The following is a 24743-nucleotide window of genomic DNA, read 5'->3' on the forward strand; positions in this document are numbered from 1 at the left end:
GGGCCCCCAACGAGAGCGTTAATGAGCAGCCACAGCATTGTTGCCGATATCAAGGTCAAATGGGCCGAAGGCCAGAGCGCGTACAGCCCCGGCACACCGGAAGAGTTGCTACTGATTGCCATCGACCTGCTGGTGCGCGACCGCGGCAGCGAGGCGGCGCGCAGCTTCATCGACCAGGTGTTCGAACGCTACGCGCCGCATGCGGCTATTCCAATCGGGCCAAACGGGCGCTGAGCAGGTCGAACAGGCCCTGGGCATCGCCCTCCTGCACCCACAGCACATTGGCAGGCTGCTTGAGCACACCGTACCAGTCGGCAATGGTCTGGCCGAAGGTGGGGCCTTCGCGGCTGTCGATGCTCATGTGGATGCGCCGGCCGCTGAACAGCTCGGGCTTGAGCAGGTAGGCGATGACGCTGGCGTCGTGCACCGGGCCGCCGGGCATGCCGTACAGGTCCATGTCGTGGGTGATGTAGGCGTTGAGGATGTCCACCACGCGCTTGCTGGCCTGGTTGTTCACTGCCGCCAACTGCTTGAGGCGGGCGTCACTGGTCAGTAGCTTGTGGGTGACATCCAGCGGCAGGTAGGTCAGTTGCACACCGCTGGCCAGCACCACTTCGGCAGCATGCGGGTCGGCGTACAGGTTGAATTCCGCCGCCGGGGTAATGTTGCCGCCGTTGAAATGGGCACCGCCCATGACCACCACCTGCTTGATGCCCTTGACGATGTCCGGGCGTTGGACCAGCGCCAGGGCCAGGTTGGTCTGCGGGCCGAGCATGGCGATGGTGATGCTGTGCGGCTTGGCGGCGCTGAGGGTGTCGACCAGGTATTGCACGGCGTTGCCCTGGGCCAGGGGCGTTTTCGGCTCCTTGACCTCGACGCCGGTGAGGCCTTCCTCGCCATGCACCTCGGCGGCGTAGATCGGCTTGCGCACCAGCGGGCGGCCGGCACCGGCGTACACCGGGATGTCGTCGCGGCCAGCCCATTCGCAGGCCAGGCGAGCGTTGCGCGCGGTCTTTTCCAGGCGCACGTTGCCTGCCACGGTGGTGATGGCGCGGATTTTCAGTTCATCGGGCGAGGCCATGGCCAGGAACAGCGCGACCACGTCGTCGGCGCCGGGGTCGCTGTCGATGATCAGGTCGATGGGGGCGGCCTGGGCGGTAGCGGCGGTGACCATGAAGGCGATTCCTTGTAGCAGGGGTTTGAGCATGGTTGGCACTCCTGTTGCCAAAGCGAATGTCTGTAGGAGCGGCCTTGCGGCGCGATGGGGCGCAAAGCGGCCCCAGTTTTTCAGCTTCGCAGCCAACGTTGCCGGGGCCGCTTCGCGCCCCATCGCGACACAAGGCCGCTCCTACAAAAAAACAGCGTGTCCTGACGGTTAGAACGTGACGCCGGAAATCAGCGCGATGTTGCTGTAGGGCTGGCACTCGCCGGTGCGCACCACCGCACGGGCGCTGCGCGACAACACCTTGAACTCCTCATGGCTCAGCCATTCCCGCTTGCCCAGCTTGCCTTTGAGCCGCTCGATCTCGACCAGCGCCGGCGGCACCACTTTCTGCATTTCTTCGGCCAGCACGTGGCGCTCTACCTGCAGCTCGCTCAGCACCACGCGCAGCACACTGGCGAAATCCGGCAGGCCGGGCGTCACGGCCAGGTCGATCAGTTCGACACCTGGCGGTACCGGCAAGCCGGCATCGCCGATCACCAGGATGTCGCCATGCCCCATGCCGGCAATGGTGCGTGACAGGGCAACGTTCAGCAGCGGGGTTTTCTTCATGGCGCTAGCTCCGCCAGGTAGGGAATCGACGGCTGGGCCCCGGCACGGGTAACCGACAACGCTGCGGCGCGCTGGCCAAAGGCGATGGCTTCGCCCTCCTCCAAGCCGCGCACCAGGCCGGCGGCAAAGCCACCAATGAAGGTGTCGCCGGCAGCGGTGGTATCCAGCGGCTGCACCACCGACGCGGGGAAATGCCGGTGGCCCTGGGCCGTGACCAGCAACGCCCCTTGCGCGCCCAGGGTAATGATCACCTTGCCCGCACCCAGCTGCAGCAAGCGCTCGCCGGCGCGCCGGGCACTGTCCAGGTCGGTCACCGCCACGCCACTCAGGGCTTCGGCCTCGCTTTCATTGGGGGTGAGGTAATCGATATGCGCGAACCAGTCTGCGGGCAGCGGGCCCGTGGCGGGCGCCGGGTTGAGGATCACCTGCTTGCCCAGCTCGTGCCCCCTGGCCAGGGTCCAGGCGACGGTCTCGGCCGGCACTTCCAGCTGGCAGATGATGATCTCGGCCGCCTGCAGCAGCGCATCGAAGCGTTGCACCGACTGCGGTGTCAGCAGGCCATTGCCCCCCGGGATGATGACGATGCAGTTCTGGCTGGCCGCATCCACGGTGATCAGCGCCACACCGCTGGACACGCCCGGGCAGGTGTCGATCGCCCGGCAGTCGACGCCCTCGACATACAAGGCCTGGCGCAGTTGCTGGCCGTAGGCATCGTCACCCACGTTGCCGATCATCGCCACGCTGCCACCCAGGCGCGCCACGGCCACGGCCTGGTTGGCGCCCTTGCCACCGGGCACGGTGAAAAAGCTGTCGCCGGGGAGCGTTTCGCCGGCCCGGGGCAGGCGCTGGGCGCGGGCCACCAGGTCCATGTTGAGGCTCCCGACCACCACGACCTTGGCACTCATGACATTTCCTTAGCGTTAGCGGTAATCATTGAACAGGTCCGGGCGTGGCCCGGTGGATTCGCGCAGCACCAGGCGCGGGGCGACGATGCGCTGCTCCGGCGCCCCCTGCCGAGGGGTACCGATGCGCGCCAGCAACAGCGAGGCGGCGCTTTCGCCCAGCTCGCGGATCGACTGGCCCACGGTGGTCAGCGGCGGATACACATAACGGCTGAGCTCGATGTCGTCGAAACCGATCACCGACAGCTCGGCGGGCACGTTGAGCTGGCGCTCGGCGGCAGCGCGCAGCACGCCGAAACCGATCATGTCGTTGCCGGCGAAAATCGCCGTTGGCCGCTGGCCCTGCAGCACCTGCGCCGCCGCCGCATAACCGCCCAGGCTGGTGAAGTCGCAGTGCAGCACGCGATCGCCCGCGGCCGTTGCGCCGGCCTCGGCCATGGCGCGCCGAAAGCCGCTCAGGCGCAGCTGGGACACCCCGGTTTCGGCGGGGCCACCGATGTAGGCGATATCGCGGTGGCCAAGCTCCAGCAGGTGGCGGGTGGCCAGGTACGCACCCAGTTCGTGGTCGATGCGCACCAGGTCGGCGTCCACGCCTTCCAGTTCGCGGTCGACGATGACCATCGGCGTACGCACCCCGGCCAGGCTTTGCAGCAGGTCGCTGTCCTGGCCCACCGAGGCCACCACCAGGCCATCGATGCGCTTTTCCAGCAACACGCGCAGGTAGCTGCGCTGTTTTTGCGGGTTGTCATCGGAGTTGCACAGGATCACGCAGTAGCCGTTGCGCTCACAGGCATCCTCGATACCCCGCGCCAGCTCGGCGAAGTACGGGTTGACGCTGTTGGGCACCAGCAGGCCGATGGTGGCGGTGCTGCGCGCCTTCAACGAACGCGCCACGGCGCTGGGCACGTAGTCGAGTTCAACGATGGCGGCTTCGACTTTCAACCGCACCTGCTCGCTGACCGGGCGGGTCTTGTTCAGCACATGGGACACGGTGGTGTAGGAAATGCCCGCCAGTGCCGCGACGTCTTTGATGGTTGCCATGTTTTCAGTTCCGCCGGCCCGCGCGCCGGCTACGGTAAGTGTCGAGCACCACGGCGATGACGATCACCGCCCCGGTGATGATGCGTTTGGTCGGTTCGCTGGCGCCGATCTGCGCCAAGCCGGCGGCCAGTACGGAGATGATCAGCACGCCGAAAAAGGTACTGATCACCGAGCCACGCCCGCCCATCAGGCTGGTGCCGCCAATCACCACGGCGGCGATCACCTGCAGCTCCAGGCCGGCGCCGGCGTTGGGGTCGGCCGCCTCCAGGCGCGAGATCTGGAACAGCGCAGCCAGCCCGGCGAGCAGACCCATCAGGGCGAACACCAGCACCTTGTACGGGCGCGGATCGATGCCGGCCAGGCGCACCGCCTCTTCGTTGGTGCCAATACCGATCAGGTAGCGGCCAAACACCGTACGCGTCAGCACCAGCTGGGCCAGCACGATCACCAGCAAGGCGATGATGAACGCCGGCGAGATGCCAAAGGCGATGGGGTTGGAGAACCAGGCATAGGCATCGCCGATGTAGGCGGTGCGCGAGTCGGTGAACTGGTAGGCCAGGCCACGGGCCATTTCCAGCACGCCAAGCGAGACGATGAACGACGGGATGCGCCAGGCCACGGTAACGCCGCCGGTGATGCTGCCGGCCAACGCCGCCACGGCCATGCCCAGCAGGGCCGCAGGCAGCATGCCCCAGCCCCAGCCGAGGATCGCCACGCTGACGGTCGAGGCGGCCAGCGCCAGCACCGAGCCCACCGACAGGTCGATGCCACCGATGATCAGCACGAAGGTCATGCCGACCGCCAGCACCATCAGGTCGGGGATCTGGTTGGCCAGGGTGCTGAAGGTGTTGTATGACCAGAAGTGGCTGCTGAGGAACGAGAACAGCACGATCATGGCCAGCAACGCGCCGGCCAGGCCCAGGTAGGTACCCAGGCCAAAGTAGGTGCCACTGCGGCGCAGCGGTGCGGCGCCCTGGCTGTCGAGCGGGGTGGTTTTCATGCATCCATCCTGGGGGCTGCATCATGCAGCAGTGCGTCACGTTTCTGATAACCGGCAAAGGCGGCGGCCAGCAGCTGGTCCTGGCTCCAATGGTCACGCTCGAAGGTGTCGATCAGGCGGCCGGCCGAGAGCACGGCAATGCGGTCGCAGATCAGCATCAGCTCGCGCAGGTCGCTGGACACCACCACCAGGGCCTTGCCCTGGCGCGCCAGTTCGGCCAACAGGCCATAGATGTCGAACTTGGCACCGACGTCGATGCCACGGGTAGGCTCATCGAACAGCAGCACCTGGCAGTCACGCTCCAGCCAGCGGCCGATCACCACCTTCTGCTGGTTGCCACCGGACAACTCGCCGACCACCTGCTGCGGGCCGGCACTGCGGATGCGCATGGCCTGGATCTGCCGGGCGGCCAGGGCCTGTTCGGCCTGGCTATCGAGCACACCGGTGCGCGACACCGCGCCCAGGTTGCCCAGGGCGATATTGGCGCTGATCGACTGGGTCAGCAGCAGGCCCTCGCCTTTACGGTCTTCGGTGATCAGGGCGATACCGGCCTGCACGGCGGCCTTGGGCGAGTCGATGGTGACCGCCTGTGGTGGCTGGCCAAGCGCGATGCTGCCGCTGTCGGCCCGGTCGGCGCCGTAGATCAGGCGCAACAGCTCGGTACGGCCGGCGCCGATCAGGCCGGAGATGCCAAAGATCTCCCCTGCCCTGACCTCAAACGACACCTCACGCACCTTGTCAGCGCGGCTGAGCTTGTCGACCCTGAGCAGCGGCGCACCGATCTGCCGATGGCCCAGGTCGATGTGCTCGCCCAGTTCGCGGCCGACCATCAGGGTGACCAGTTCGGCGCTGCTGTAGCGCTGGATCGGCTCGTCACACACCAGCCTGCCGTCGCGCAGCACGACGATGCGCTGGGCCACGCGCTGCAGCTCTTCGAGGCGGTGGGAAATGTAGACGATGGCCACGCCACGCCGGCGCAAACGCTCGATCTGGGTGAACAGCAGCTCCACTTCACGCGCGGTGAGCATGGCGGTGGGCTCGTCGAAGATCAGCACATGGCAGTCGCCGATCAGGTTGCGGGCGATCTCGACCATCTGCTGGTGGCCGATGCCCAGCTCGCCCACCGGGGTATCCGGGTCGATGGCGTCGAGACCGACCTGGGCCATGGCGGCCGTGGCCAGCTGGCGCAGGCGCTTTTGGCTGATCCAGCCGAAACGGCTGGGCAGGTTATCGAGGAACAGGTTTTCCGCCACGGTCAGGGTGGGCAGCAGGTTCAGCTCCTGCATGACCATGCGCACGCCGAGGCGCTCGGCTTCGCTGCGGCTGCCGGGCGCATAGGCCTGGCCGCGGTAGTTCATGTGCCCGCTGGTGGGGGTTTCCAGGCCACTGATGAGCTTGGACAGCGTGCTCTTGCCCGCGCCGTTCTCGCCGGTCAGGGCCAGTACTTCGCCGGCGCGCAGGCTCAGGCTGACCTCGGCCAGCACCGGCTGGGCGTAGGTCTTGCCCAGGCCGCTGGCGGCGAGTACCACTTCATTGGCCGATGCAGGCATGGCCGTATCTCCTGCCAGCGATCAGGGTTTGGTGATGAGTTGGACCGGGGTCTGGATGACGTTGTCGGCATCCACCTCGGGTTTCTCGCCCTTGACCATCTTCAACGCCGCCTGGATGCCGTACACCGCCTGCTGGCTGGCCGCCTGGTCGAGGGTGGCGAGCACACGGCCATCCTTGAGCATGGGCTTGATGGCATTGATGTTGTCGTAGCCCACCACCTGCACCTGGCCGGTCTTGCCAGCGGCGCGCACCGCCGACACGGCGCCCAGGGCCATGCTGTCGTTGCCCGCCAGCAGGGCTTTCAGATCTGGGTATTCATTGAGCATGGAGGCGGCGACGGCGTTGCCCTTGTCGATTTCCCAATTGCCGCTCTGCACCGAGACGATCTTGATCTGCGCGGCGTCCATGGCGTCCTTGAAGCCGGCGGTGCGCTGCTGGGCGTTGGTGGTGGTCGGCACGCCTTCGATGATGCCGACCTGGTCGCCGGCCTTGAGCTTCTCGTTGGCCAGGTAGTCGCCAACCAGGCGCGCGCCCTTGCGGTTGTCGGGGCCAACGAACGGCACGCTGATGCCCTTGCTCTTGAGCAGTTCGGGGTCCAGGCGGTTGTCGATGTTGATCACCACCACGCCCTGGTCCATGGCCTTTTTCACCGCGGATACCAGCGCCTTGGAATCGGCCGGGGCGATCACCAGCGCTTTGGCACCGGCGTTCACCATCTGTTCGACGATGCGGATCTGTTCGCCGGTGTCGGTTTCGTTCTTGATGCCGTTGGCGATCAGCTCGAATTCGTCAGGGTGGGCTTTCTGGTAGTCCTTGGCGCCGTCTTCCATGGTGCGGAAGAACTCGTTGGCCAGGGATTTCATGACCAGGGCCACCTTGGGCTTGTCTTCGGCGTGGGCTGCGGAGAACGGTATGGCGAAGGACAGCGAGGAAACGACAGCGAGGGCCAACAGACGACCGGGGAACGGCAGTTTCATGGACGATGACTCCGAATCTTGTGGTTTTTATCGGATAGCAAACGTTTGCGGTACCTAACTATGGAAACAGTACCGGGGTTTGTCAAATCCGTTTGGCTGTCGGAGGTCAGTGAACTGCCGGGAGGATTATCCCGAAAACTTGTGCAAAACCGAACACCTTTTTCCCACGCTTGCTCCAAATCCGGGCCGGAAACTGCCCGCTTGTAGGAGCGGCCTTGTGTCGCGACGGCTGCGCAGCAGCCCCCTTTCCCTGGCCTGGTAGAAATTGCCGGGGCTGCTGCGCAGCCGTCGCGACACAAGGCCGCTCCTACAAAAAACACTGTTCCGGCCCGTTAAGGTATCGGCAACCTGTTGCGAAATAACTTACACTCAAATACTGTACGCACATACAGCAACAACAAGGAAACGCTTGTGTCCAACACTGCCTCCGCCACCCCCGACAGCTATCAACAACTGGGTATGCGCATCCAGAAGATCATCAACAGCCCCACCGCCCAGCGCAGCCGGGCGGCGCTGATCTTCCGCCTGGAACAGGAAACCCCGGAAGACTGGGAAACCTTGCTTGAGGAAATCGCCGAAAACGACAACGTCACCCTCGCCCATCGCGATGATGGCGGCGTGCAGATTTTCTGGACCGTGCCCAAGGAAGATTGACCGCGCAGGCGCCCACCGTCCTCAGGCCAGCGCCTGCAGGTAGGCACTGGCCTCGCGGTAACGGGCCAACCGCGCCAGGTCGGCAGGGCCTGGGCAAGGAATGCGCGAAAGGTCGCTGTTGTCGGCCAGGTCGGCCAGTTTGACGGTGCGCGCCAGCGGGTCATCGCCCAGGCGCACCACGAAGTCCTGGTAAGCCTCGCCCTTGCGGCGGCTGAGCGCCAGCAAGGCGGCAAGGATTTTCAGCGCGAAACCTTCGCGCGCCAGGTCGGAAAGGGTCAGCGGGGTATCTTCGATCACATCGTGAAGCACCGCGACAATCCGTTGTTCAGGTGTGGAAACCCGCATCATCACGCGTAGCGGGTGGAGAATATACGCTGCCCCACCCTTGTCGTATTGCCCTTCATGCGCCCTGGCGGCCACGGCAATGGCCCGCTCCAGTGTAGACATGAGGCCCTCCCCGTTCGGCTTCTTCCTGCCAAGCATAGCCAAACTTGGGCCACCGCGGTCCGTGCAGGAGCGGCCTTGTGTCGCGATGGGCTGCGCAGCAGCCCCAGGGGTTCGGCGTCACGACAGATTCTGTGGGGCTGCTTTGCAGCCCATCGCGACACAAGGCCGCTCCTACAGGGGCCGTGCAAGGCTGTGCAGTCAGCGGGCTGCGCCGTGCTGGATGACCACCGAATCGGTGCCCAGCTTGGCCATCACCTCGGCCTGGCGGGCTTCGGCTTCTTCACGTGTCGGGAAAGGCCCCATCAACACCACCGGCTTGCCGTTGCGGTACTCTACCGAGGACGGAATGCCCTTTTCGATCAGGCGTGCGGTCATGTCGCTGAGCGCGCCCATGTTGGCGCCCTGGATCACTTCCACGTCCCAGCCTTCCGGGGCCGGCTGGCCAGCCAGGGCCTCGGCGCGGCGCTGCAGGTCGGCGCCGCCGCACATCTCGCGGATGCGCAGGTTGTTGCCGCTGTCATCGACAATGATCTCGTACTGGCCATCACGCTTGATCGCCACATAGCTGCGGTAGGGCTCGTACTGCCCGGCATCATCCTTGCCGCGCACCTGGCCGCAGATGGTGCCCTGGGTGTCGATCCGCACATTGCCGAACTTGGCCGTGTTGGGGTTGTGCAGGTGTTCGGCCACCTGCTTGTGCACGCCTTCGACCTCGTTCTCACAGCCCGCCAGGGCGAGCACTGCCATTACCACAGCCAGTTTGCGCACGCGTGTACCTCCAGATTCGAAGGGGCGGATTCTAGCACGCCGGGCAATGCCCCGAAGCGCGACCAAACGTTACAGCCTGCTTCGCGCGCGCAGCAAAAAGGGCGATCATTGCTGATCGCCCTTTTCGGATTTGGTAGGCACAATTGGACTCGAACCAACGACCCCCACCATGTCAAGGTGGTGCTCTAACCAACTGAGCTATGTGCCTGTCGTGTGGTGCGCATATTAGAGATCAAACACACGCCTGTAAAGCGTTTTTTTCAGAAAAATCAAAAACTTTCGGCAGCCGCCCAGGGCGAGGCAGCCTCGCGTCGCAAGCGCCAGCACAGCCGCCTGGCGCCAGGTAGAATCGCAATGAAAAAAGGGGTGACCCTTGCGGATCACCCCTTCTTCGATTTGGTAGGCACAATTGGACTCGAACCAACGACCCCCACCATGTCAAGGTGGTGCTCTAACCAACTGAGCTATGTGCCTGTCGTGTGGTGCGCATTCTACTCATTCCAAAAACCCTGTCAACACTTTTTTTCGCGCTAAGCTACTGAATCATAAACTCTTTATAGAAAGGTGCACGGGCAAGGGCCGAGTAAAGGATTTTCAACGGACGACTAGCGGGTGTTTATTATTATTGATAGCATCGGTACATTCGTTAAAAATATAAAACACGAGGTTCCTGCAGCATGGCTAACACCCCCTACCCCCAGTCCTACTACGCCGCCTCGGCCAACCCGGTGCCGCCACGTCCGGCGCTGCAGGGTGAGGTGGAAACCGATGTGTGCATCATCGGCGCCGGTTACACCGGCCTGTCCAGCGCCCTGTTCCTGCTGGAGAACGGCTTCAAGGTCAGCATCGTCGAAGCGGCCAAGGTCGGCTTCGGCGCGTCGGGCCGTAACGGCGGCCAGATCGTCAACAGCTACAGCCGTGACATCGATGTGATCGAGCGCACGGTCGGCCCCAAGCAGGCGCAACTGCTGGGCCACATGGCCTTCGAAGGCGGGCGCATCATTCGTGAGCGCGTGGCCAAGTACAACATCCAGTGCGACCTGAAGGACGGCGGCGTGTTCGCGGCCCTCACCAGCAAGCAGATGGGCCACCTGGAGTCGCAAAAACGCCTGTGGGAACGCTTTGGCCACAACCAGCTGGAGCTGATGGACCAGAAGCGTATTCGCGAAGTGGTTGCCTGCGACAACTACGTGGGCGGCATGCTGGACATGAGCGGCGGCCACATTCACCCGCTGAACCTGGCCCTGGGCGAGGCGGCGGCGGTCGAGTCGCTGGGCGGCATCATCTATGAGCAAACCCCGGCCGTGCGTATCGAGCGTGGCGCCAACCCGGTGGTGCACACCCCGCAGGGCAAGGTCCGCGCCAAGTTCATCATCGTCGCCGGCAACGCCTACCTGGGCAACCTGGTACCGGAGCTGGCCAGCAAGTCCATGCCATGCGGCACCCAGGTGATCACCACCGAGCCGCTGGGCGAGGAACTGGCACGCACCCTGCTGCCGCAGGACTACTGCGTCGAGGACTGCAACTACCTGCTCGACTACTACCGCCTGACCAGTGACAAGCGCCTGATCTTCGGCGGTGGCGTGGTATACGGCGCGCGTGACCCGGCCAACATCGAGGCGATCATCCGCCCGAAGATGCTCAAGGCCTTCCCGCAGCTGAAGAACGTGAAGATCGACTACGCCTGGACCGGCAACTTCCTGCTGACCCTGTCGCGCCTGCCGCAGGTCGGCCGCATCGGCGACAACATCTACTACTCGCAGGGTTGCTCGGGCCACGGCGTGACCTATACCCACCTGGCCGGCAAGGTGCTGGCCGAGGCCATGCGTGGCCAAGCCGAGCGCTTCGATGCCTTCGCCGGCCTGCCGCATTACCCGTTCCCGGGCGGGCAGATGCTGCGGGTGCCGTTCAGCGCCTTGGGTGCCTGGTACTACAGCCTGCGCGATCGCCTGGGCTTCTGATGTAGGCAGGCCTGGCCTCTTCGCGGGTAAACCCGCTCCCACAGGGACATCACTGGACCTGAGGGCAGCGGGTTTCCCGTGGGAGCGGGTTCACCCGCGAAAGGGCCGGTACAGATAAAAGCTATTTGCCCAGGCTGTTGACGGCCTGTTTCGCCGCAATCTCCTGCCCCGCACGGGCGAGTTCATCGGCAGCCTGCAACCAGCGCTGGCGGTCGACCTGGGCCGGCAGTTGCCGCGGTGGCTGCACCAGCACCGCCCAACTCCCCTGCCTGGCCCATGCCGAGGCAAAATCATCGAACGCCATCAGTTGTCGCCGGTGCATGCCCGAGCGCAACAGCACCCGTTGCTTGTAGCGGTCATAACCGATCAGCACGGCGTAACGTGGCTCACCCCACCAGGCCGCGCCATCTTCATAACGCAACAGTACCGGATTACCCGCCGCCACCTGGATCAACAGCGCGTCCAGCTGCTTGTCCAGTGGATACACCACCCTGCCGTAGTCACGCGCCACCCGCGGGATGCTGCTGTCCAGCGCGTCGGCGCCCTGGGGCAGGTTCAACGGCTGGTCCAGCAGCCCCGGGGTGATGGGCGCGCCCTGTTGCGACAGGACCGCCGCCAGGGCCATGGCGCCACTGTGGTTGGCGTTGCCCCGGTAGAACGGCACGCTGCTGATTTCGACCCGCTGCGGCAGGCTGTTGAGGCTGGCAGGCGGCGTACCTGCACAGCCGGCCAGGCTGGCGGCCAGCAGGCAGGCCAGCAGCAACCGGCGCGGGGTGGTGATTGCCGACTTGAAGGAATCTTGCTCCATGGACACTCGCTTGTTCCAACGCCAGGCAGGCAGCGCCCGGCTCTGCCAGCGATCATAGGGCGGACGGCGGCGCGGGTATAGCCCGGCACCGGCCAGGAGCAAAACGGACCAAGCAATAGACCTTCGGTCAATGGAACGTCACAGGCGAAAGGCTAGACTAAAGGAGTGTCTGTAAGGCAAGCGCAGGCTGGCCGAGCGCGGCCCGTAGAGATGGAGGCACAGATGAGCCTGACCGTGGCAATTCTCATGCTGGTGGGCATGTGGCTGAGCGTCGCAGCCGCCATGCTGTGGGGTGTAATGCGTATCGTGCGGCGCCATTCCCACCACCACCTGCCGCCGCAGGCCCCTGCCAGAGCGCAGCCTGCACACCGGACACGGCGGCATGCCGGGGTGCACTGAGCAGCAATTTCCTCATATCCATTCGCGGGCAAGCCCGCTCCCACAGAGACAGCACAGGCCTTTAAAGCGGTGCTGTCTCTGTGGGAGCGGGCTTGCCCGCGAATGGGGCGCAAAGCGCCCCTGCTACATCAGCCTTGCGCCGCTTCGCGCTTCAACCGCGCACGACGGGCCAGGATGTTGAGAATCTCGATCGCCGTCGAGAACGCCATGGCCGCATACACATAGCCCTTCGGTACATGGGCGCCGAAACCTTCGGCAATCAGCGTCATGCCGATCATGATCAGGAAGCCCAGCGCCAGCATCACCACGGTCGGGTTGTCGTTGATGAAGTTGGCCAGCGGGTCGGCGGCCACCATCATGACGATTACTGCGGTGATCACGGCAATGATCATGATCGGCAAGTGCTCGGTCATGCCCACGGCGGTGATGATGCTGTCGACCGAGAAGACGATGTCCAGCAACAGGATCTGGAAGATTGCCGCGGCAAAGCCCAGGGTAACCGTCGAGGACACCTTGGCTTCTTCCTTGGCACCGTGCGGGTCGACGTTTTCGTGGATCTCCTTGGTCGCCTTCCACAGCAGGAACAGGCCACCGGCGATCAGGATCACGTCCTTCCAGGAGAAGGCGTTGCCGAACACTTCGAACACCGGGTCGGTCAGCTGGACGATCCAGGCCACCGTGCTGAGCAACGCCAGGCGCATGACCAGGGCCATGCTGATACCGATACGGCGCGCCTTGGAGCGGTATTCCACCGGCAGCTTGTTGGTCAGGATGGAGATGAAGATCAGGTTGTCGATGCCCAGTACAACTTCCATGGCCACCAGCGTAGCCAAGGCAACCCAGGCAGTAGGGCTAGCGACGAGTTCCAGCAAATATTCCATTGTTCACATCCTGCAGCAGCGGTTGGGGTCAGATTTCCTGGGTGTCTTTGTGCTTGTCGGCGTCCTCGGGCGCATGCCCTTCCCTGCCGATGGCCTCGCTCAACGCCTGCTGGGCGGCCTTGTTGGTGTCGTCGATCGCCTGCTTGGCCGACTGCGCGGCCTGGTCGAGCATCTGCTGGGCGGACTTCTCGGCCTGCTCGCAACCGGTCAGGGCGAACAGGGCCAAGGCTAGCACCAGCGGCGTGCCGATGGATTTGAATTGCAGCATGGGTTCCTCGCTTGTGTGTTCCGGTGGCGCACAGGACGCCTGATGGAGCGCATTCTAAAGAGCGCAATACATCAGGAAAATTCGTTTTTTCAGCGGTTATACTTCGGTTTTTACGAATCCGGAACGCACCGATGCTCAACTACCGGCAATTGCACTACTTCTGGGCCGTGGCCAAGACCGGCAGCATCGCCCGCGCCAGCGGACAGTTGAACCTGACCCCGCAAACCATCAGCGGGCAGATCAGCCTGTTCGAACAGACCTACGGCCTGGAACTGTTCCAGCGCGTCGGGCGCCAGCTGGAGCTGACCGAAACCGGGCGCCAGGCGCTGGTCTATGCCGAGCAGATGTTCCAGCTGGGTGGCGAACTGGAGGCCATGCTGCGGGCCGGCCCGCAGGAGCAGATCCTGTTCCGCGTCGGCGTCGCGGACGTGGTGCCCAAGTCGATCGTCTACCGCCTGCTGGCGCCAACCATGGAGCTGGACGATGTGCTGCGCATCAATTGCCGTGAAGACAAGCTGGAACGGTTGCTGGCCGACCTGGCGATCCAGCGCCTGGACCTGGTCATCTCCGACAGCCCCATGCCCAGCCACCTGGATATCAAGGGTTACAGCCAGAAGCTGGGTGAGTGCGGGCTCAGCTTCTTCGCCACCCCGGCCTTGGCCCGCCAGCATGCCGGACCCTTCCCGGGCTGCTTGCAGGATGCGCCCTTGCTGATCCCCGGCCAGGAGACGGTGGTACGCAGCCGCTTGCTGCGCTGGCTGGGCGAGCAGCAGGTGCAGCCGCGCATCGTCGGTGAGTTCGATGACAGCGCGCTGATGCAGGCATTCGGGCAATCGGGCAGCGGCATCTTCCTCGCCCCCAGCGTGATCGCCGAGGAGGTGTGCCGCCAGTACGGTGTGCAACTGGTCGGGCAGACCGAGGCCGTACACGAATCGTTCTATGCCATTTCCGTGGAACGCAAGGTCAAGCACCCGGGGATCGTGGCGATTACCGAGGGGGCGCGGCGGGAGTTGTTTCATTGGTAGCCATGGGAGCCCTTTCGCAGGCAAGCCTGCGAAAGGGCCGCCCCTGCTCGACCAAGGTCTATGGTAAAGTCGCGCCTTTTTCGAACATGCCGGGATACCGCTGCACATGACTCCTGTCCTCCGCTTCATCAACCGCACCAGCCTGGTGACCCAGATCGTCATCGGCCTGATCGCCGGTATCGCCCTGGCCCTGCTTGCGCCTGCCATCGCCCGTGACATGGCGTTCCTCGGCAAGGTGTTCGTCAGCGCCCTCAAGGCGGTGGCACCGGTACTGGTGTTCATCCTGGTCATGGCCTCCATCGCCAACCACCGCCACGGCCAGGAAACGCACATTCGGCCGATTCTCTGGCTGTACCTGCTGGGTACCTTCGGCGCTGCGGTAGTCGCCGTGGTCGCCAGCATGCTGTTCCCGTCGACCCTGGCACTGAGCGCCAGCGAGGCCACGCTGAGCGCCCCGGGCGGCATCGGCGAAGTGCTGCAGAACCTGCTGCTGAGCGCGGTCGACAACCCGATCAACGCCCTGCTCAATGCCAACTTCATCGGCGTGCTGACCTGGGCCATCGGCCTGGGCGTGGCCCTGCGCCACGCTGGCGAAACCACCCGCAATGTGGTCGAGGACCTGTCCACGGGTGTGACCCTGATCGTACGCGTGGTCATCCGCTTCGCCCCGCTGGGCATCTTTGGCCTGGTCAGCGCCACCCTCGCCCAGTCGGGCCTGGACGCCCTGCTCGGCTACCTGCACCTGCTGGCGGTGCTGATCGGCTGCATGCTGTTCGTGGCGCTGGTGATGAACCCGCTGATCGTGTTCTGGAAGATTCGCCGCAACCCCTTCCCGCTGACCCTGTTGTGCCTGCGCGAAAGCGGTATCACCGCGTTCTTCACTCGCAGCTCGGCAGCCAACATCCCGGTCAACCTGGCCCTGTCGGAACGCCTTGGCCTGCATGAAGACACCTACTCGGTGTCGATCCCGCTGGGCGCTACCATCAACATGGCCGGTGCTGCCATCACCATTACCGTGCTGACCCTGGCGGCGGTGCACACCCTGGGGATCGTGGTCGACATGCCGACCGCCGTGCTGCTCAGCGTGGTGGCTGCAGTCTGTGCCTGCGGCGCCTCGGGGGTGGCTGGCGGCTCGCTGCTGCTGATTCCGCTGGCGGCCAGCCTGTTTGGCATCCCCAGCGAGATTGCCATGCAGGTGGTGGCGGTAGGCTTCATCATCGGCGTGCTGCAGGATTCGGCCGAGACGGCGCTGAATTCCTCGACCGATGTGCTGTTCACTGCGGCGGCATGCCAGGCCGAAGCGCGGCGCAACGCTTGAGATGGCTGGGGCCGCGTTGCGGCCCTTCGCGACACAAGGCCCGCGTCTGCACGCAAAGGACCGCAACGCGGTCCCGATTGCCTTGTACGGTGGCATTACCTACCCTAGTGGCCTTTCCCAGCAACGAGGCAGGGCCATGTCAGATCACCAAACCGCAGGCGAAGGCCGTTTCAACAGCATCGAGATCCGCATTCTCGGCGCGCTGATCGAAAAGCAGGCCACCAGCCCGGAAAGCTACCCGCTGACCCTCAATGCCCTGGTGCTGGCGTGCAACCAGAAGACCAGCCGCGAGCCAGTGATGAACCTGAGCCAAGGCCAGGTCGGCCAGGCCCTGCGCGCCCTCGAAGGGCAAGACATGGCGCGGCTGCAAATGGGCAGCCGCGCCGACCGCTGGGAACACCGGGTAGACAAGGCGCTGGAGCTGGTACCAGCGCAACTGGTGCTGATGGGCCTGATGTTCCTGCGCGGCCCGCAGACCCTCAACGAACTGCTGACCCGCAGCAACCGCCTGCATGACTTCGACGACATCGAACAGGTCCAGCACCAGCTGGAGCGCTTGATCGCCCGCGGCCTGGCCTTGCACCTGCCACGCCAGGCCGGGCAGCGCGAAGACCGTTACACCCATGCGCTGGGCGACCCGGCGGAAATCGAGGCGATCCTGGCCGCGCGGCAGCAGGAAGGCAGCCCGCGCAGCAGTGCCGGCAGTGTGTCGGAAGAACGTATCGAAGCCCTCGAAGCCCGCATTGCCGCGCTGGAGGCGCGCCTGGCCGTGCTGGAAGGCTGAGCCATCACGGCTCCGGGTCGGGGAAGTTACGGCAGCTCTTGCGCTCGGCCAGCTCCCGGTCAGTGGGGCGCTGGTCGACAAACACGGTGCGGCCGTCGGCGTAGATTTCCAGGTAGCCCCAGTGCAGGTCCTGCTCCTGTTGCCCGGGCTTGGGCGGGACTAGCCACCAGGGTTCGCGGCTGATCAGGGTCATGGGTCGGGTTCCTGAAGGTGTCTGCAGTAAGCATAGACACCCTCAAGATGAGCTTTGCCAGTTCTGACGCATTCGCGGGCAAGCCCGCTCCCACTAGGTTTTCCACTGGCACTGAAAAAGTGTGGAGTACCTGTGGCAGCGGGCTTGCCCGCGAAGAGGCCGGCCCAGGCTTACGCCGGTGCCGAAGTGCGGATCAGGTGATCGAAGGCCGCCAGCGAAGCCTTGGCGCCCTCGCCCACGGCAATCACGATCTGCTTGTACGGCACCGTGGTCACGTCACCGGCAGCGAACACCCCCGGGATGCTGGTCTGGCCCTTGGCGTCGACGATGATCTCGCCACGCGGCGACAGCTCGACGGTGCCCTTCAGCCAGTCGGTGTTCGGCAGCAGGCCGATCTGCACGAAGATACCCTCCAGCGCCACCTCGTGCTGCTGCTCCGTGGTGCGGTCCTGGTAGCGCAGGCCGGTGACTTTCTCGCCATCACCCAACACTTCGGTGGTCAGCGCGCTGGTGATCACCTTGACGTTCGGCAGGCTGTGCAGCTTACGCTGCAGCACCGCATCGGCACGCAGCTGACTGTCGAATTCGATCAGGGTCACCTGGGCGACGATGCCGGCCAGGTCGATGGCCGCTTCCACGCCCGAGTTGCCACCACCGATCACCGCCACGCGCTTGCCCTTGAACAGCGGGCCATCGCAATGCGGGCAGTAGGCCACGCCACGGGCGCGGTATTCCTGCTCGCCGGGCACGTTCATTTCGCGCCAGCGCGCACCGGTGGCCAGGATCACGGTCTTGGCCTTGAGCGAGGCACCACCGGCCAGGCGTACTTCATGCAGGCCGCCATCGGTGGCCGGGATCAGCGCTTCACCGCGCTGCAGGTTCATGATGTCGACGTCGTATTGCTTGACGTGCTCTTCCAGGGCCGTGGCCAGTTTCGGCCCTTCGGTTTCCTGCACCGAGATGAAGTTTTCGATGGCCAGGGTGTCGAGCACCTGGCCGCCGAACCGCTCGGCGGCGATACCGGTGCGGATGCCCTTGCGTGCGGCATAGATGGCTGCCGAGGCGCCGGCGGGGCCACCACCGACCACCAGCACGTCGAAGGCATCCTTGGCGTTGATCTTCTCGGCCTGGCGAGCACCGGCGTTGCTGTCGATCTTGCCGAGGATTTCTTCCAGGCCCATGCGGCCCTGGCCAAACACTTCGCCGTTCAGGTAGATGCTCGGCACCGCCATGATCTTGCGCGATTCCACTTCGGCCTGGAACAGCGCACCGTCGATCGCCACATGGCGCACGTTGGGGTTGAGCACGGCCATCAGGTTCAGCGCCTGGACCACGTCCGGGCAGTTCTGGCACGACAACGAGAAGTAGGTTTCGAAGGTAAATTCGCCTTCCAGTGCCTGGATCTGCTCGATCACTTCGGCACTGGCCTTGGACGGGTGGCCGCCGACTTGCAGCAGGGCCAGCACCAGCGAGGTGAATTCGTGGCCCATGGGGATGCCGGCAAAGCGCAGGCTGATCTCGCCATTCGGGCGGTTGAGCGAGAACGATGGACGACGGGCGTCATCACCATCCACGCGCAGGGTAATCAGGTTCGACAGGCCGGCGATCTCCACCAGCAGGTCGTGCAATTCGCGGGACTTCGCGCCGTCGTCGAGGGAAGCAACGATCTCGATCGGCTGGGTGACCCGCTCCAGGTAGGTTTTCAGTTGCGATTTAAGCGTGGCGTCCAACATACGGGGCGATTCCTTTTTCAAAACTCGGATACAAAAACGCCCAGGCGATGGCGCCCGGGCGTTTCTACGGGGCGGCAGAGGGTTCAGCTTTGGCGGCTGCTCACCGCCCACGGTTTGCTCACGGACTTAGATCTTGCCGACCAGGTCCAGCGACGGCGCCAGGGTGGCTTCGCCTTCTTTCCACTTGGCCGGGCACACTTCGCCCGGGTGGGCGGCAACGTACTGGGCGGCCTTCACCTTGCGCAGCAGTTCGGCAGCATCGCGGCCTACACCACCGTCGTTCAGCTCGACGATCTTGATCTGGCCTTCCGGGTTGATCACGAAGGTACCGCGATCGGCCAGGCCGGCTTCTTCGATCAGCACGTCGAAGTTGCGCGAGATGACGTGGGTCGGGTCACCGATCAGCGGGTACTGGATCTTGCCGATGGCTTCCGAAGTGTCGTGCCAGGCTTTGTGGGTGAAGTGGGTGTCGGTGGACACACCGTAGATTTCCACGCCCAGCTTCTGGAACTCGGCGTAGTTGTCAGCAAGGTCACCCAGTTCGGTCGGGCAGACGAAGGTGAAGTCGGCCGGGTAGAAGAACACGACAGACCACTTGCCTTTCAGGTCGGCTTCGCTGACCTGGACGAACTCGCCCTTGTGGTAGGCGGTGGCGTTGAACGGTTTGACCTGGCTGTTGATGATAGGCATGAGAGACGCTCCTTCATGGGTTGGAATCAGTTGACGGAGAGAATCCTAACCGCTGGTCGGCGATTAGGCTCATTGGCAAACCTCATGCGCGTCATTGGTTTTGGCTATAAAGCGCCGGCCTCGATAGAGGCTTTGGCTTCTAAGCCTCCCCGCGCCTGCAAATGTGCACCCGCTGCGGCTGACTGTCGGCCAGCTGGTAGGCCAATGAGCATTGCTCATCCGGTGCGTCCCCCCACTTGACCAGTAGCGTGCCGGCATCCCTGTCGGTGCGCACATGCAGGCGGCTCCCCTGCCCGACCATGCCCAACTCATCCTGCTCGGTGGCCTGCCCGGCAAACACCAGCGCGCCGAACGGCAGCGCACTGCCATCCTCGAAACGCGCCCGCAGGGTGAACTGGCGACCGCTGCGCGTCGGGTAACGCAGCAACGAGGCAGCACCGGCGCGTGGCACCACCGATTGAGCGGTCAGCTGCAACTCGGTATCGCGGGACATGCCTTTGGGTTCGAGTTCGACCGTATTGACCTGGTAAGGCACCAGCGCCGGCATGACTGCGTAACCGCGCCGGTCGAGGCTGACCTGCGGGTGCTGGCGCAGGCGCGCAGCATCGGCGCCGGGAGCATGCACGATGGCAAAGCTCTCGCCCAGCGGCGGTGCGGTGATCAGGCCACCGGCATGGGCGACCACGGCGCCTTGCGCCCCCAGCGTTGCCTGGCGATAGCCACGCCGGCTCGACAACGCCCCCTGGATATCGCCACTCGCCCCACGGTGCTGCAGGGTGGCGTCGAAGCCACTGTCGGCCCGCTCGCCTTCCTGGCGCACCAGCGCCAGCCCATGGCCCCATTGGCCATGTTCACCGGACACGCCTTGCCAACGAACGCTGGCGCTGCCCTGGCTGCGAGAGTCGCTGTTCAACGCCGTACTGAGCGAGGACCGGCGGCGCTCGCCAAGCGGCAGGCTGGCATTGAACATGAGGGCGTCGACGGCATGGCCGGTTACAGCCTGCTCACGACTCAGGCTGATGCCATAGCTGAGCGTCCCGATGTGGTTGTTGTAGCCAACGCTGTAGCTTTCGCTACGGCCTCTGCTGGCCCAACGCTGTCGCAGGCTGGCGCGCAACGTGAAACGACCGCCGCGCGCCCCTACGGGCTGATCCACCCCCAGGCCGGCCTGCCAACGTAGCGGGTCGATCCGCGCACCCTCCATCGCGCGGGCGTAGTCGTTGAAGCTGTAATAGCCTGGCCCCTCGCTGCGGATCAGCGTCGCGCTAAGGTCGGTATCGGTAGCGCTCATGCGCTGACGCCAGCTCAAGCGCCAGGCCTGGCCACGCACCCGGCGATGGCCGGCAGGCTCGGCGCTGGCGTGATATCCGGTCAGGCCCAGGCCCCCCAGCCCGGTGTTCAGGGCAACCCCCATCGCACTGGCCAGGTAATCCTCGGCCAACCAGGTACCGCCGTGTACGCTCAAATGATTGTCCAGGCCTTGCTGCCAACTGCCTTGCACAAAGCCTGGGCCCGAGCGCCCATACGCTTGGCGCCAGACGCCACTGGCCAGTTCAAACCGCCTTGCGCCAGGGCGCAGTGCCAGTGGCGCAGCCGCATAGGGCTGGATGAAAGTGCGTACGCTGCCATCGGCCTCGCGCAGCGTCACCTCCAGGTCATCGTTCAAGTCATTGGCGTGCAGGTTGTCGATTTCGAACGGCCCCGGCGCGACGGTGGATTCATGGATCAGCACACCGCGCTGGCGAATGCTGATCAACGCGACGCTGTTGGCGACGCCTCTCACCACGGGGGCAAAGCCACGTTGCTGCTCCGGCAACATGCGCTGGTCGCTGCCCAGCAGCATGCCGCGCATGGCGGTGCCCTCGAATACCTCCGAGCCGCTATAGCTGTCGCCGATGGTCAACTGCGCAGCCCAGGCGGGAATATCCCGCTGCACCGATGTGGCCGTGGTTTGATAACGCGAGGCGATACCTGAGGAAGCCTGCCAACTGCCCTCGTGGCGCCAGTACCAGCGGCCGCTGTTGAACCCGGAACGTACCCCCAGATAGGCCTGGCGCGTGGCATTGCCCTGTTCAAGATCATGCTGCTCATACAGGTTCAGGCGGTAGTCGAAAAAGCCGGCAGTGATGCCGCTGTCCCAGTTTTCCGCCGGCAGGTACCCGCCGGGCAGGCGCTGCAAGGCCTGCTGCGGGATACTCAGGTCCAGCCTCAAGTTGGCGAAATCCAGCGTTTCACGGGACTCTGCAACGATGCTGCCCAGCCCTGCGCAGGCTTCATCCTGGGCGAGTAGGTCGGTGCTCTCACGGCCAAGGCGGCGCAGGTCCACGCCCAGCTTCTGTAGCAAGGTTTCGCTGTAGCAAGGTGTCGCCTGACCACTTGGCCCCGGCGCCCGCAAAAGCACATGATGGCGCCCGAGCCACTGCTGATTCAGCATCACATCGAGAGAGTACCGGCCCTCTGGCACTGTCGTGTCTTGCTCGTAGCGGCGCAGGTCGGCTGAGGTTCCCTGGCGGAGCAATCCGGCATCGAACTCGACGGCGCTTGCCGGGGTTGCGAGCAAGCCCAGCAACACACCCGCGGTAGAACGACAACGAAGATTGAATCGCAATGGCTGACCCATCCTGCACTGCGCCTCAATTTGCCAAGTGCACGGTCACCGCTTGCGGTGCGTCACGCACCGCCCCGTAGTCATCGATGAAGGCGTAGTGCAGTCGAACGGTTGACTCCCCGGCCAGGCGCTCGAGGCTGAAACGGGTACTGGCAAACGGCAGCACGTGGTTGGGGCCCAGCTGCAGTGGAGACTGGCGGGCCTGCTCCACGGTCACCCTGGCCAGGTTGACCACATAAGGGCTGCCATTGCTGGCCGTCAGCACCCATTGCTGGCCTTCACGCAGCAACTGCCAGGTGACTCGGCGGTGGGCATCAACGGCCTTCCCCGGCAGCCCTGCCGGCCGATACAGCAATTTGATGCGTGAGCGCAGCGCCACCTGCAGGGCATTACCCGAACCCTTGGGGGGCACGTCCAGCACATTCAGCCAATACAGGCTCTCGCGGTCGGCGGGCATTGCCTCTCCGCCATGAAACAGCCGCAGGCTCTGGCCTTTGCCTGCATCGAGGCGAAACATGGCGGGCATCACGTCGAACGGCACCTGCAGGTCCTGCACCCGGGCCTGGGGCCGACCATCGTCGACCCAGGCCTGAACGAGCGAGGGCGTGCTGCCGACATTGCTCAGTTTGACCGTGACTTCGGACTGATCGGCAGGAAACACAACCCGCGTGTTGGCGATGACCACATTGGCGGCAAGCGGCGGCGATACCAGGCAGACGGCCAGCAACCAGCCGCACCGCACGGCGTTGGAGAAGAAACGCATGATGAAGATGCTCAGGAACGTTGAAAAAGGCAGCCCTGGAGCGGGCCGCCTTCAGAGAAATGTCATGGGTAGTCCAGCGAGTACTGCACGCGGGTTGCCACCAGGCCAGGCGTGGTGCCACCGGTGGAGTAGTAGCGTGCGGTGTAACGCAATGTCGCATTACCGCTGACGATCGGTACCACCTGCGAATTCTGCGAGCCCTTTGGCGCCGCCAGGTTCATTGGTGCCTGCTTATCGTTGAGCAGCTCCACCTGGACATTCTCGCTACCGCCTGCATCAACGATCAGGCGCCCCTCCGGGCTGATGGTCGGGCCAGATTCGAAATAGGTCGACACTTGGGTAACACCCGGGGAGCAATTGCTGAGATTCAGCTGGAAGGGCGTATTTCCGGCGGTTTGACCGGGGCTGGCAAGCAGTGCCGCGTTCACCGCTGGCAACGACACCGGCAGGTTGCCGTTACCACCATTGATTTGGCAGGTTGGCGCCTCTACCAGGCCGTCCAGGCTGATCTGGCCATAATCGGCCTGTGCTGCCTGCGCACACAAGAACAGCATGCAGCAACCTGCAAGCAACGACTTCGAGTTCATAGTCACCTTCTTTACTCATGGAAATGGCCAGGCATTGGCTGCCGGGCCCCTGCCGCTGGATGCGGCGCGGTGCAGTATCAGTAAGGTGACGCGGTAAAAATGTAGGCTGACTCAGCAGTCGGGGAGTTGAAAATTGCCCCCTCGAGGTAGGAAGCATGACCACGTGCAGACGAGACCATGCTTCCCACCGGGTGCCATCAGCGGGTGATGGTACGCAGGGTAACGAACTCTTCGGCGGCAGTCGGGTGAACGCCGATGGTCTCGTCGAACTGCTGCTTGGTGGCGCCGGCCTTGAGGGCAATCCCCAGCCCCTGGATGATCTCGCCGGCGTCCGGGCCGACCATGTGGCAGCCCAGCACCTTGTCGGTCTCGGCATCCACCACCAGCTTCATCAGGGTCTTCTCCTGGATGTCGGTAAGGGTCAGCTTCATGGCGCGGAAGCGGCTTTCGAAGATCTGCACCTTGTGCCCGGCTTCCAGAGCCTGCTCTTCGCTCAGGCCCACGGTGCCGATCGGTGGCTGGCTGAACACAGCGGTGGGGATGTTGCGGTAATCCACCGGGCGGTACTGCTCAGGTTTGAACAGGCGCCGCGCCACGGCCATGCCTTCGGCCAGGGCCACCGGGGTGAGCTGCACGCGGCCGATCACGTCACCAATGGCCAGGATCGACGCTGCGGTCGTCTGGTACTGATCATCGACCCGGATGAAGCCGCGCGCGTCCAGTTCCACGCCGGTGTTCTCCAGGCCCAGGTTGTCGAGCATCGGGCGGCGGCCGGTGGCGTAGAACACGCAATCGGCGAGCAGCTCGCGGCCATCGTTGAGGGTGGCCTTGAGGCTGCCATCTTCGAGCTTGTCGATGCGCTGGATGTCGGCGTTGAACTGCAGGTCCAGGCCGCGCTTTTCCAGCTCTTCCTTGAGGTGGGCGCGCACCGAGCCGTCAAAGCCACGCAGGAACAGATCGCCGCGATACAGCAAGCTGGTGGTGGCGCCCAGGCCGTGGAAAATGCCGGCGAACTCGACCGCGATGTAACCGCCGCCGACCACCAGCACCCGGCGAGGCAGGTCCTTGAGGTAGAACGCTTCGTTGGAGGTGATGGCCAATTCCTTGCCGGGGATGTCCGGCACCTGTGGCCAGCCACCGGTGGCAATGAGAATATGCTTGGCGCTGTAGCGCTGGCCTTCCACTTCCACTTCATTGGCACCGGTCAGCCGCGCATGGCCCTGCAACAGGGTGACCCCGCTGTTGAGCAGCAGGTTGCGGTAGATGCCATTGAGGCGTTCGATTTCCCGGTTCTTGTTGGCAATCAGCGTTCCCCAGTCGAAGTGCCCTTCTTCAAGGGTCCAGCCGAAACCTGCCGCCTGCTCCAGCTCGTCGGCTACGTGCGCGCCGTACACCAGCAGTTTTTTTGGCACGCAGCCGACGTTGACGCAGGTACCGCCCAGGTAGCGGCTTTCGGCCACCGCCACCTTCGCGCCGAAGCCAGCGGCAAAGCGCGCCGCACGCACACCGCCGGACCCGGCGCCAATCACGAACAGATCAAAATCGTAGGCCATGCATTCAGTCTCCTAGGCAGGCGCCCAGCATAACGCCGTTGGCGGCCGCAAACAAAAA

At 64.3% G+C, this 24743-nt stretch carries 26 protein-coding genes and 2 tRNA genes; 7 read left to right on the forward strand and 21 right to left on the reverse strand.

Annotated features, from left to right (window positions below; all coding sequences use genetic code 11):
• Positions 1 to 21 precede the first annotated feature (21 nt).
• Positions 22 to 234, forward strand: a complete 213-nt coding sequence (locus HU763_RS14940; RefSeq protein WP_170030407.1) for a hypothetical protein — start codon at positions 22 to 24, stop codon at positions 232 to 234.
• Here the strand turns inward: HU763_RS14940 and HU763_RS14945 are convergent.
• The 7 genes from HU763_RS14945 to HU763_RS14975 form a co-directional block, all read right to left on the reverse strand.
• Complete coding sequence (locus HU763_RS14945) at positions 206 to 1207, reverse strand: nucleoside hydrolase (protein WP_186690582.1); 1002 nt, start codon at positions 1205 to 1207, stop codon at positions 206 to 208. The two genes, HU763_RS14940 and HU763_RS14945, sit on opposite strands and share 29 nt — an antisense overlap.
• A gap of 168 nt (positions 1208 to 1375) precedes the next feature.
• Positions 1376 to 1774 carry a D-ribose pyranase gene (gene rbsD, locus HU763_RS14950; RefSeq protein ID WP_186690581.1) on the reverse strand — a complete coding sequence of 133 codons (399 nt, stop codon included), beginning with the start codon at positions 1772 to 1774 and terminating at the stop codon, positions 1376 to 1378.
• Positions 1771 to 2679 carry a ribokinase gene (gene rbsK, locus HU763_RS14955; RefSeq protein WP_186690579.1) on the reverse strand — a complete coding sequence of 303 codons (909 nt, stop codon included), beginning with the start codon at positions 2677 to 2679 and terminating at the stop codon, positions 1771 to 1773. The genes rbsD and rbsK overlap by 4 nt, the downstream gene beginning before the upstream one ends.
• 15 nt (positions 2680 to 2694) lie before the next feature.
• A complete protein-coding gene (locus tag HU763_RS14960) occupies positions 2695 to 3717 on the reverse strand; it encodes a LacI family DNA-binding transcriptional regulator (protein ID WP_186690578.1) in 1023 nt (340 codons plus the stop codon).
• A 4-nt stretch (positions 3718 to 3721) separates the two neighbouring features.
• A complete protein-coding gene (locus HU763_RS14965) occupies positions 3722 to 4717 on the reverse strand; it encodes an ABC transporter permease (RefSeq protein WP_186690577.1) in 996 nt (331 codons plus the stop codon).
• Complete coding sequence (locus HU763_RS14970) at positions 4714 to 6267, reverse strand: sugar ABC transporter ATP-binding protein (protein ID WP_186690576.1); 1554 nt, start codon at positions 6265 to 6267, stop codon at positions 4714 to 4716. The genes HU763_RS14965 and HU763_RS14970 overlap by 4 nt, the downstream gene beginning before the upstream one ends.
• Before the next feature lie 21 nt (positions 6268 to 6288).
• Positions 6289 to 7245, reverse strand: coding sequence for a sugar ABC transporter substrate-binding protein (locus HU763_RS14975; protein ID WP_186690575.1), 957 nt, complete (start codon positions 7243 to 7245; stop codon positions 6289 to 6291).
• A gap of 411 nt (positions 7246 to 7656) precedes the next feature.
• Here HU763_RS14975 and HU763_RS14980 point away from each other — a divergent pair, with 411 nt between their 5' ends.
• Positions 7657 to 7899, forward strand: coding sequence for a DUF1654 domain-containing protein (locus HU763_RS14980; RefSeq protein ID WP_186690574.1), 243 nt, complete (start codon positions 7657 to 7659; stop codon positions 7897 to 7899).
• Between the two features lie 21 nt (positions 7900 to 7920).
• Here the strand turns inward: HU763_RS14980 and HU763_RS14985 are convergent, their stop codons facing one another.
• The 4 genes from HU763_RS14985 to HU763_RS15000 all read right to left on the reverse strand — a co-directional run bounded on the left by HU763_RS14985 (position 7921) and on the right by HU763_RS15000 (position 9588).
• Positions 7921 to 8346 (reverse strand): GTP pyrophosphokinase, encoded by a 426-nt coding sequence (locus HU763_RS14985; RefSeq protein WP_170030416.1) that lies wholly within the window; start codon positions 8344 to 8346, stop codon positions 7921 to 7923.
• Positions 8347 to 8544: 198 nt separating this feature from the next.
• Entirely contained in the window at positions 8545 to 9114 is a 570-nt protein-coding gene (locus tag HU763_RS14990; protein ID WP_186687152.1) for an SPOR domain-containing protein, read from the reverse strand.
• A 131-nt stretch (positions 9115 to 9245) separates the two neighbouring features.
• Positions 9246 to 9322, reverse strand: a tRNA-Val gene (locus HU763_RS14995).
• Positions 9323 to 9511: 189 nt separating this feature from the next.
• Positions 9512 to 9588 (reverse strand) — tRNA-Val (locus tag HU763_RS15000).
• Positions 9589 to 9791: 203 nt separating this feature from the next.
• Between HU763_RS15000 and HU763_RS15005 the strand changes: the two genes are divergently transcribed.
• Positions 9792 to 11075 carry an NAD(P)/FAD-dependent oxidoreductase gene (locus tag HU763_RS15005; protein WP_170030418.1) on the forward strand — a complete coding sequence of 428 codons (1284 nt, stop codon included), beginning with the start codon at positions 9792 to 9794 and terminating at the stop codon, positions 11073 to 11075.
• 121 nt (positions 11076 to 11196) lie between these two features.
• Here the strand turns inward: HU763_RS15005 and HU763_RS15010 are convergent, their stop codons facing one another.
• Positions 11197 to 11883 carry a peptidase C39 family protein gene (locus HU763_RS15010; protein WP_186687150.1) on the reverse strand — a complete coding sequence of 229 codons (687 nt, stop codon included), beginning with the start codon at positions 11881 to 11883 and terminating at the stop codon, positions 11197 to 11199.
• A 222-nt stretch (positions 11884 to 12105) separates the two neighbouring features.
• Between HU763_RS15010 and HU763_RS15015 the strand changes: the two genes are divergently transcribed.
• A complete protein-coding gene (locus tag HU763_RS15015) occupies positions 12106 to 12282 on the forward strand; it encodes a hypothetical protein (RefSeq protein WP_186687136.1) in 177 nt (58 codons plus the stop codon).
• 128 nt (positions 12283 to 12410) lie between these two features.
• Here HU763_RS15015 and HU763_RS15020 read toward each other — a convergent pair whose 3' ends face one another.
• Positions 12411 to 13163, reverse strand: a complete 753-nt coding sequence (locus HU763_RS15020) for a TerC family protein (protein ID WP_186674503.1) — start codon at positions 13161 to 13163, stop codon at positions 12411 to 12413.
• Between the two features lie 28 nt (positions 13164 to 13191).
• Positions 13192 to 13431 carry a hypothetical protein gene (locus HU763_RS15025; RefSeq protein ID WP_186687133.1) on the reverse strand — a complete coding sequence of 80 codons (240 nt, stop codon included), beginning with the start codon at positions 13429 to 13431 and terminating at the stop codon, positions 13192 to 13194.
• Between the two features lie 131 nt (positions 13432 to 13562).
• Between HU763_RS15025 and nhaR the strand changes: the two genes are divergently transcribed.
• From nhaR to HU763_RS15040, 3 genes are all read left to right on the forward strand, one after another.
• Complete coding sequence (gene nhaR / locus HU763_RS15030) at positions 13563 to 14456, forward strand: transcriptional activator NhaR (RefSeq protein WP_186687130.1); 894 nt, start codon at positions 13563 to 13565, stop codon at positions 14454 to 14456.
• A 106-nt stretch (positions 14457 to 14562) separates the two neighbouring features.
• The gene (gene sstT, locus HU763_RS15035; protein ID WP_186687127.1) at positions 14563 to 15774 is read left to right on the forward strand and encodes a serine/threonine transporter SstT; all 1212 of its coding nucleotides are present in this window, start codon (positions 14563 to 14565) and stop codon (positions 15772 to 15774) included.
• Positions 15775 to 15910: 136 nt separating this feature from the next.
• The gene (locus HU763_RS15040; protein WP_186687124.1) at positions 15911 to 16558 is read left to right on the forward strand and encodes a YceH family protein; all 648 of its coding nucleotides are present in this window, start codon (positions 15911 to 15913) and stop codon (positions 16556 to 16558) included.
• Positions 16559 to 16562: 4 nt separating this feature from the next.
• On the opposite strand, the gene HU763_RS15045 is transcribed toward HU763_RS15040, so the two are convergent.
• The 7 genes from HU763_RS15045 to gorA all read right to left on the reverse strand — a co-directional run bounded on the left by HU763_RS15045 (position 16563) and on the right by gorA (position 24685).
• Positions 16563 to 16751, reverse strand: a complete 189-nt coding sequence (locus HU763_RS15045; RefSeq protein WP_170030426.1) for a hypothetical protein — start codon at positions 16749 to 16751, stop codon at positions 16563 to 16565.
• A 170-nt stretch (positions 16752 to 16921) separates the two neighbouring features.
• Complete coding sequence (gene ahpF / locus HU763_RS15050; protein ID WP_186687121.1) at positions 16922 to 18484, reverse strand: alkyl hydroperoxide reductase subunit F; 1563 nt, start codon at positions 18482 to 18484, stop codon at positions 16922 to 16924.
• A gap of 126 nt (positions 18485 to 18610) precedes the next feature.
• On the reverse strand, positions 18611 to 19174 hold the full coding sequence (ahpC, locus tag HU763_RS15055) for an alkyl hydroperoxide reductase subunit C (RefSeq protein WP_186687118.1): 564 nt from the start codon (positions 19172 to 19174) through the stop codon (positions 18611 to 18613).
• A 139-nt stretch (positions 19175 to 19313) separates the two neighbouring features.
• On the reverse strand, positions 19314 to 21794 hold the full coding sequence (locus tag HU763_RS15060) for a fimbria/pilus outer membrane usher protein (RefSeq protein WP_225931886.1): 2481 nt from the start codon (positions 21792 to 21794) through the stop codon (positions 19314 to 19316).
• A gap of 13 nt (positions 21795 to 21807) precedes the next feature.
• Complete coding sequence (locus tag HU763_RS15065) at positions 21808 to 22545, reverse strand: fimbrial biogenesis chaperone (protein WP_186687112.1); 738 nt, start codon at positions 22543 to 22545, stop codon at positions 21808 to 21810.
• A gap of 62 nt (positions 22546 to 22607) precedes the next feature.
• Positions 22608 to 23099, reverse strand: coding sequence for a fimbrial protein (locus HU763_RS15070; RefSeq protein ID WP_186687109.1), 492 nt, complete (start codon positions 23097 to 23099; stop codon positions 22608 to 22610).
• Positions 23100 to 23329: 230 nt separating this feature from the next.
• The gene (gene gorA, locus HU763_RS15075) at positions 23330 to 24685 is read right to left on the reverse strand and encodes a glutathione-disulfide reductase (protein WP_186687106.1); all 1356 of its coding nucleotides are present in this window, start codon (positions 24683 to 24685) and stop codon (positions 23330 to 23332) included.
• Positions 24686 to 24743 lie beyond the last annotated feature (58 nt).

This window comes from Pseudomonas anuradhapurensis (assembly GCF_014269225.2).
Taxonomy (GTDB): Bacteria; Pseudomonadota; Gammaproteobacteria; order Pseudomonadales; family Pseudomonadaceae; genus Aquipseudomonas; species Aquipseudomonas anuradhapurensis.

Excerpts from the sequence above, each read along its gene's own strand:
- gorA (WP_186687106.1), bottom strand. The coding sequence starts at position 24,685 with ATGGCCTACGATTTTGATCTGTTCGTGATTGGCGCCGGGTCCGGCGGT.
- HU763_RS14970 (WP_186690576.1), bottom strand. The coding sequence starts at position 6,267 with ATGCCTGCATCGGCCAATGAAGTGGTACTCGCCGCCAGCGGCCTGGGC.
- rbsD (WP_186690581.1), bottom strand. The coding sequence starts at position 1,774 with ATGAAGAAAACCCCGCTGCTGAACGTTGCCCTGTCACGCACCATTGCC.
- HU763_RS15060 (WP_225931886.1), bottom strand. The coding sequence starts at position 21,794 with ATGGGTCAGCCATTGCGATTCAATCTTCGTTGTCGTTCTACCGCGGGT.
- HU763_RS14975 (WP_186690575.1), bottom strand. The coding sequence starts at position 7,245 with ATGAAACTGCCGTTCCCCGGTCGTCTGTTGGCCCTCGCTGTCGTTTCC.
- HU763_RS15065 (WP_186687112.1), bottom strand. The coding sequence starts at position 22,545 with ATGCGTTTCTTCTCCAACGCCGTGCGGTGCGGCTGGTTGCTGGCCGTC.
- rbsK (WP_186690579.1), bottom strand. The coding sequence starts at position 2,679 with ATGAGTGCCAAGGTCGTGGTGGTCGGGAGCCTCAACATGGACCTGGTG.
- HU763_RS15070 (WP_186687109.1), bottom strand. The coding sequence starts at position 23,099 with ATGCTGTTCTTGTGTGCGCAGGCAGCACAGGCCGATTATGGCCAGATC.
- ahpC (WP_186687118.1), bottom strand. The coding sequence starts at position 19,174 with ATGCCTATCATCAACAGCCAGGTCAAACCGTTCAACGCCACCGCCTAC.
- HU763_RS15005 (WP_170030418.1), top strand. The coding sequence starts at position 9,792 with ATGGCTAACACCCCCTACCCCCAGTCCTACTACGCCGCCTCGGCCAAC.
- HU763_RS15015 (WP_186687136.1), top strand. The coding sequence starts at position 12,106 with ATGAGCCTGACCGTGGCAATTCTCATGCTGGTGGGCATGTGGCTGAGC.
- HU763_RS14965 (WP_186690577.1), bottom strand. The coding sequence starts at position 4,717 with ATGAAAACCACCCCGCTCGACAGCCAGGGCGCCGCACCGCTGCGCCGC.
- HU763_RS14945 (WP_186690582.1), bottom strand. The coding sequence starts at position 1,207 with ATGCTCAAACCCCTGCTACAAGGAATCGCCTTCATGGTCACCGCCGCT.
- HU763_RS15010 (WP_186687150.1), bottom strand. The coding sequence starts at position 11,883 with ATGGAGCAAGATTCCTTCAAGTCGGCAATCACCACCCCGCGCCGGTTG.
- HU763_RS15040 (WP_186687124.1), top strand. The coding sequence starts at position 15,911 with ATGTCAGATCACCAAACCGCAGGCGAAGGCCGTTTCAACAGCATCGAG.
- HU763_RS15045 (WP_170030426.1), bottom strand. The coding sequence starts at position 16,751 with ATGACCCTGATCAGCCGCGAACCCTGGTGGCTAGTCCCGCCCAAGCCC.
- HU763_RS15025 (WP_186687133.1), bottom strand. The coding sequence starts at position 13,431 with ATGCTGCAATTCAAATCCATCGGCACGCCGCTGGTGCTAGCCTTGGCC.
- nhaR (WP_186687130.1), top strand. The coding sequence starts at position 13,563 with ATGCTCAACTACCGGCAATTGCACTACTTCTGGGCCGTGGCCAAGACC.
- ahpF (WP_186687121.1), bottom strand. The coding sequence starts at position 18,484 with ATGTTGGACGCCACGCTTAAATCGCAACTGAAAACCTACCTGGAGCGG.
- HU763_RS14960 (WP_186690578.1), bottom strand. The coding sequence starts at position 3,717 with ATGGCAACCATCAAAGACGTCGCGGCACTGGCGGGCATTTCCTACACC.
- sstT (WP_186687127.1), top strand. The coding sequence starts at position 14,563 with ATGACTCCTGTCCTCCGCTTCATCAACCGCACCAGCCTGGTGACCCAG.
- HU763_RS14940 (WP_170030407.1), top strand. The coding sequence starts at position 22 with ATGAGCAGCCACAGCATTGTTGCCGATATCAAGGTCAAATGGGCCGAA.
- HU763_RS14985 (WP_170030416.1), bottom strand. The coding sequence starts at position 8,346 with ATGTCTACACTGGAGCGGGCCATTGCCGTGGCCGCCAGGGCGCATGAA.
- HU763_RS15020 (WP_186674503.1), bottom strand. The coding sequence starts at position 13,163 with ATGGAATATTTGCTGGAACTCGTCGCTAGCCCTACTGCCTGGGTTGCC.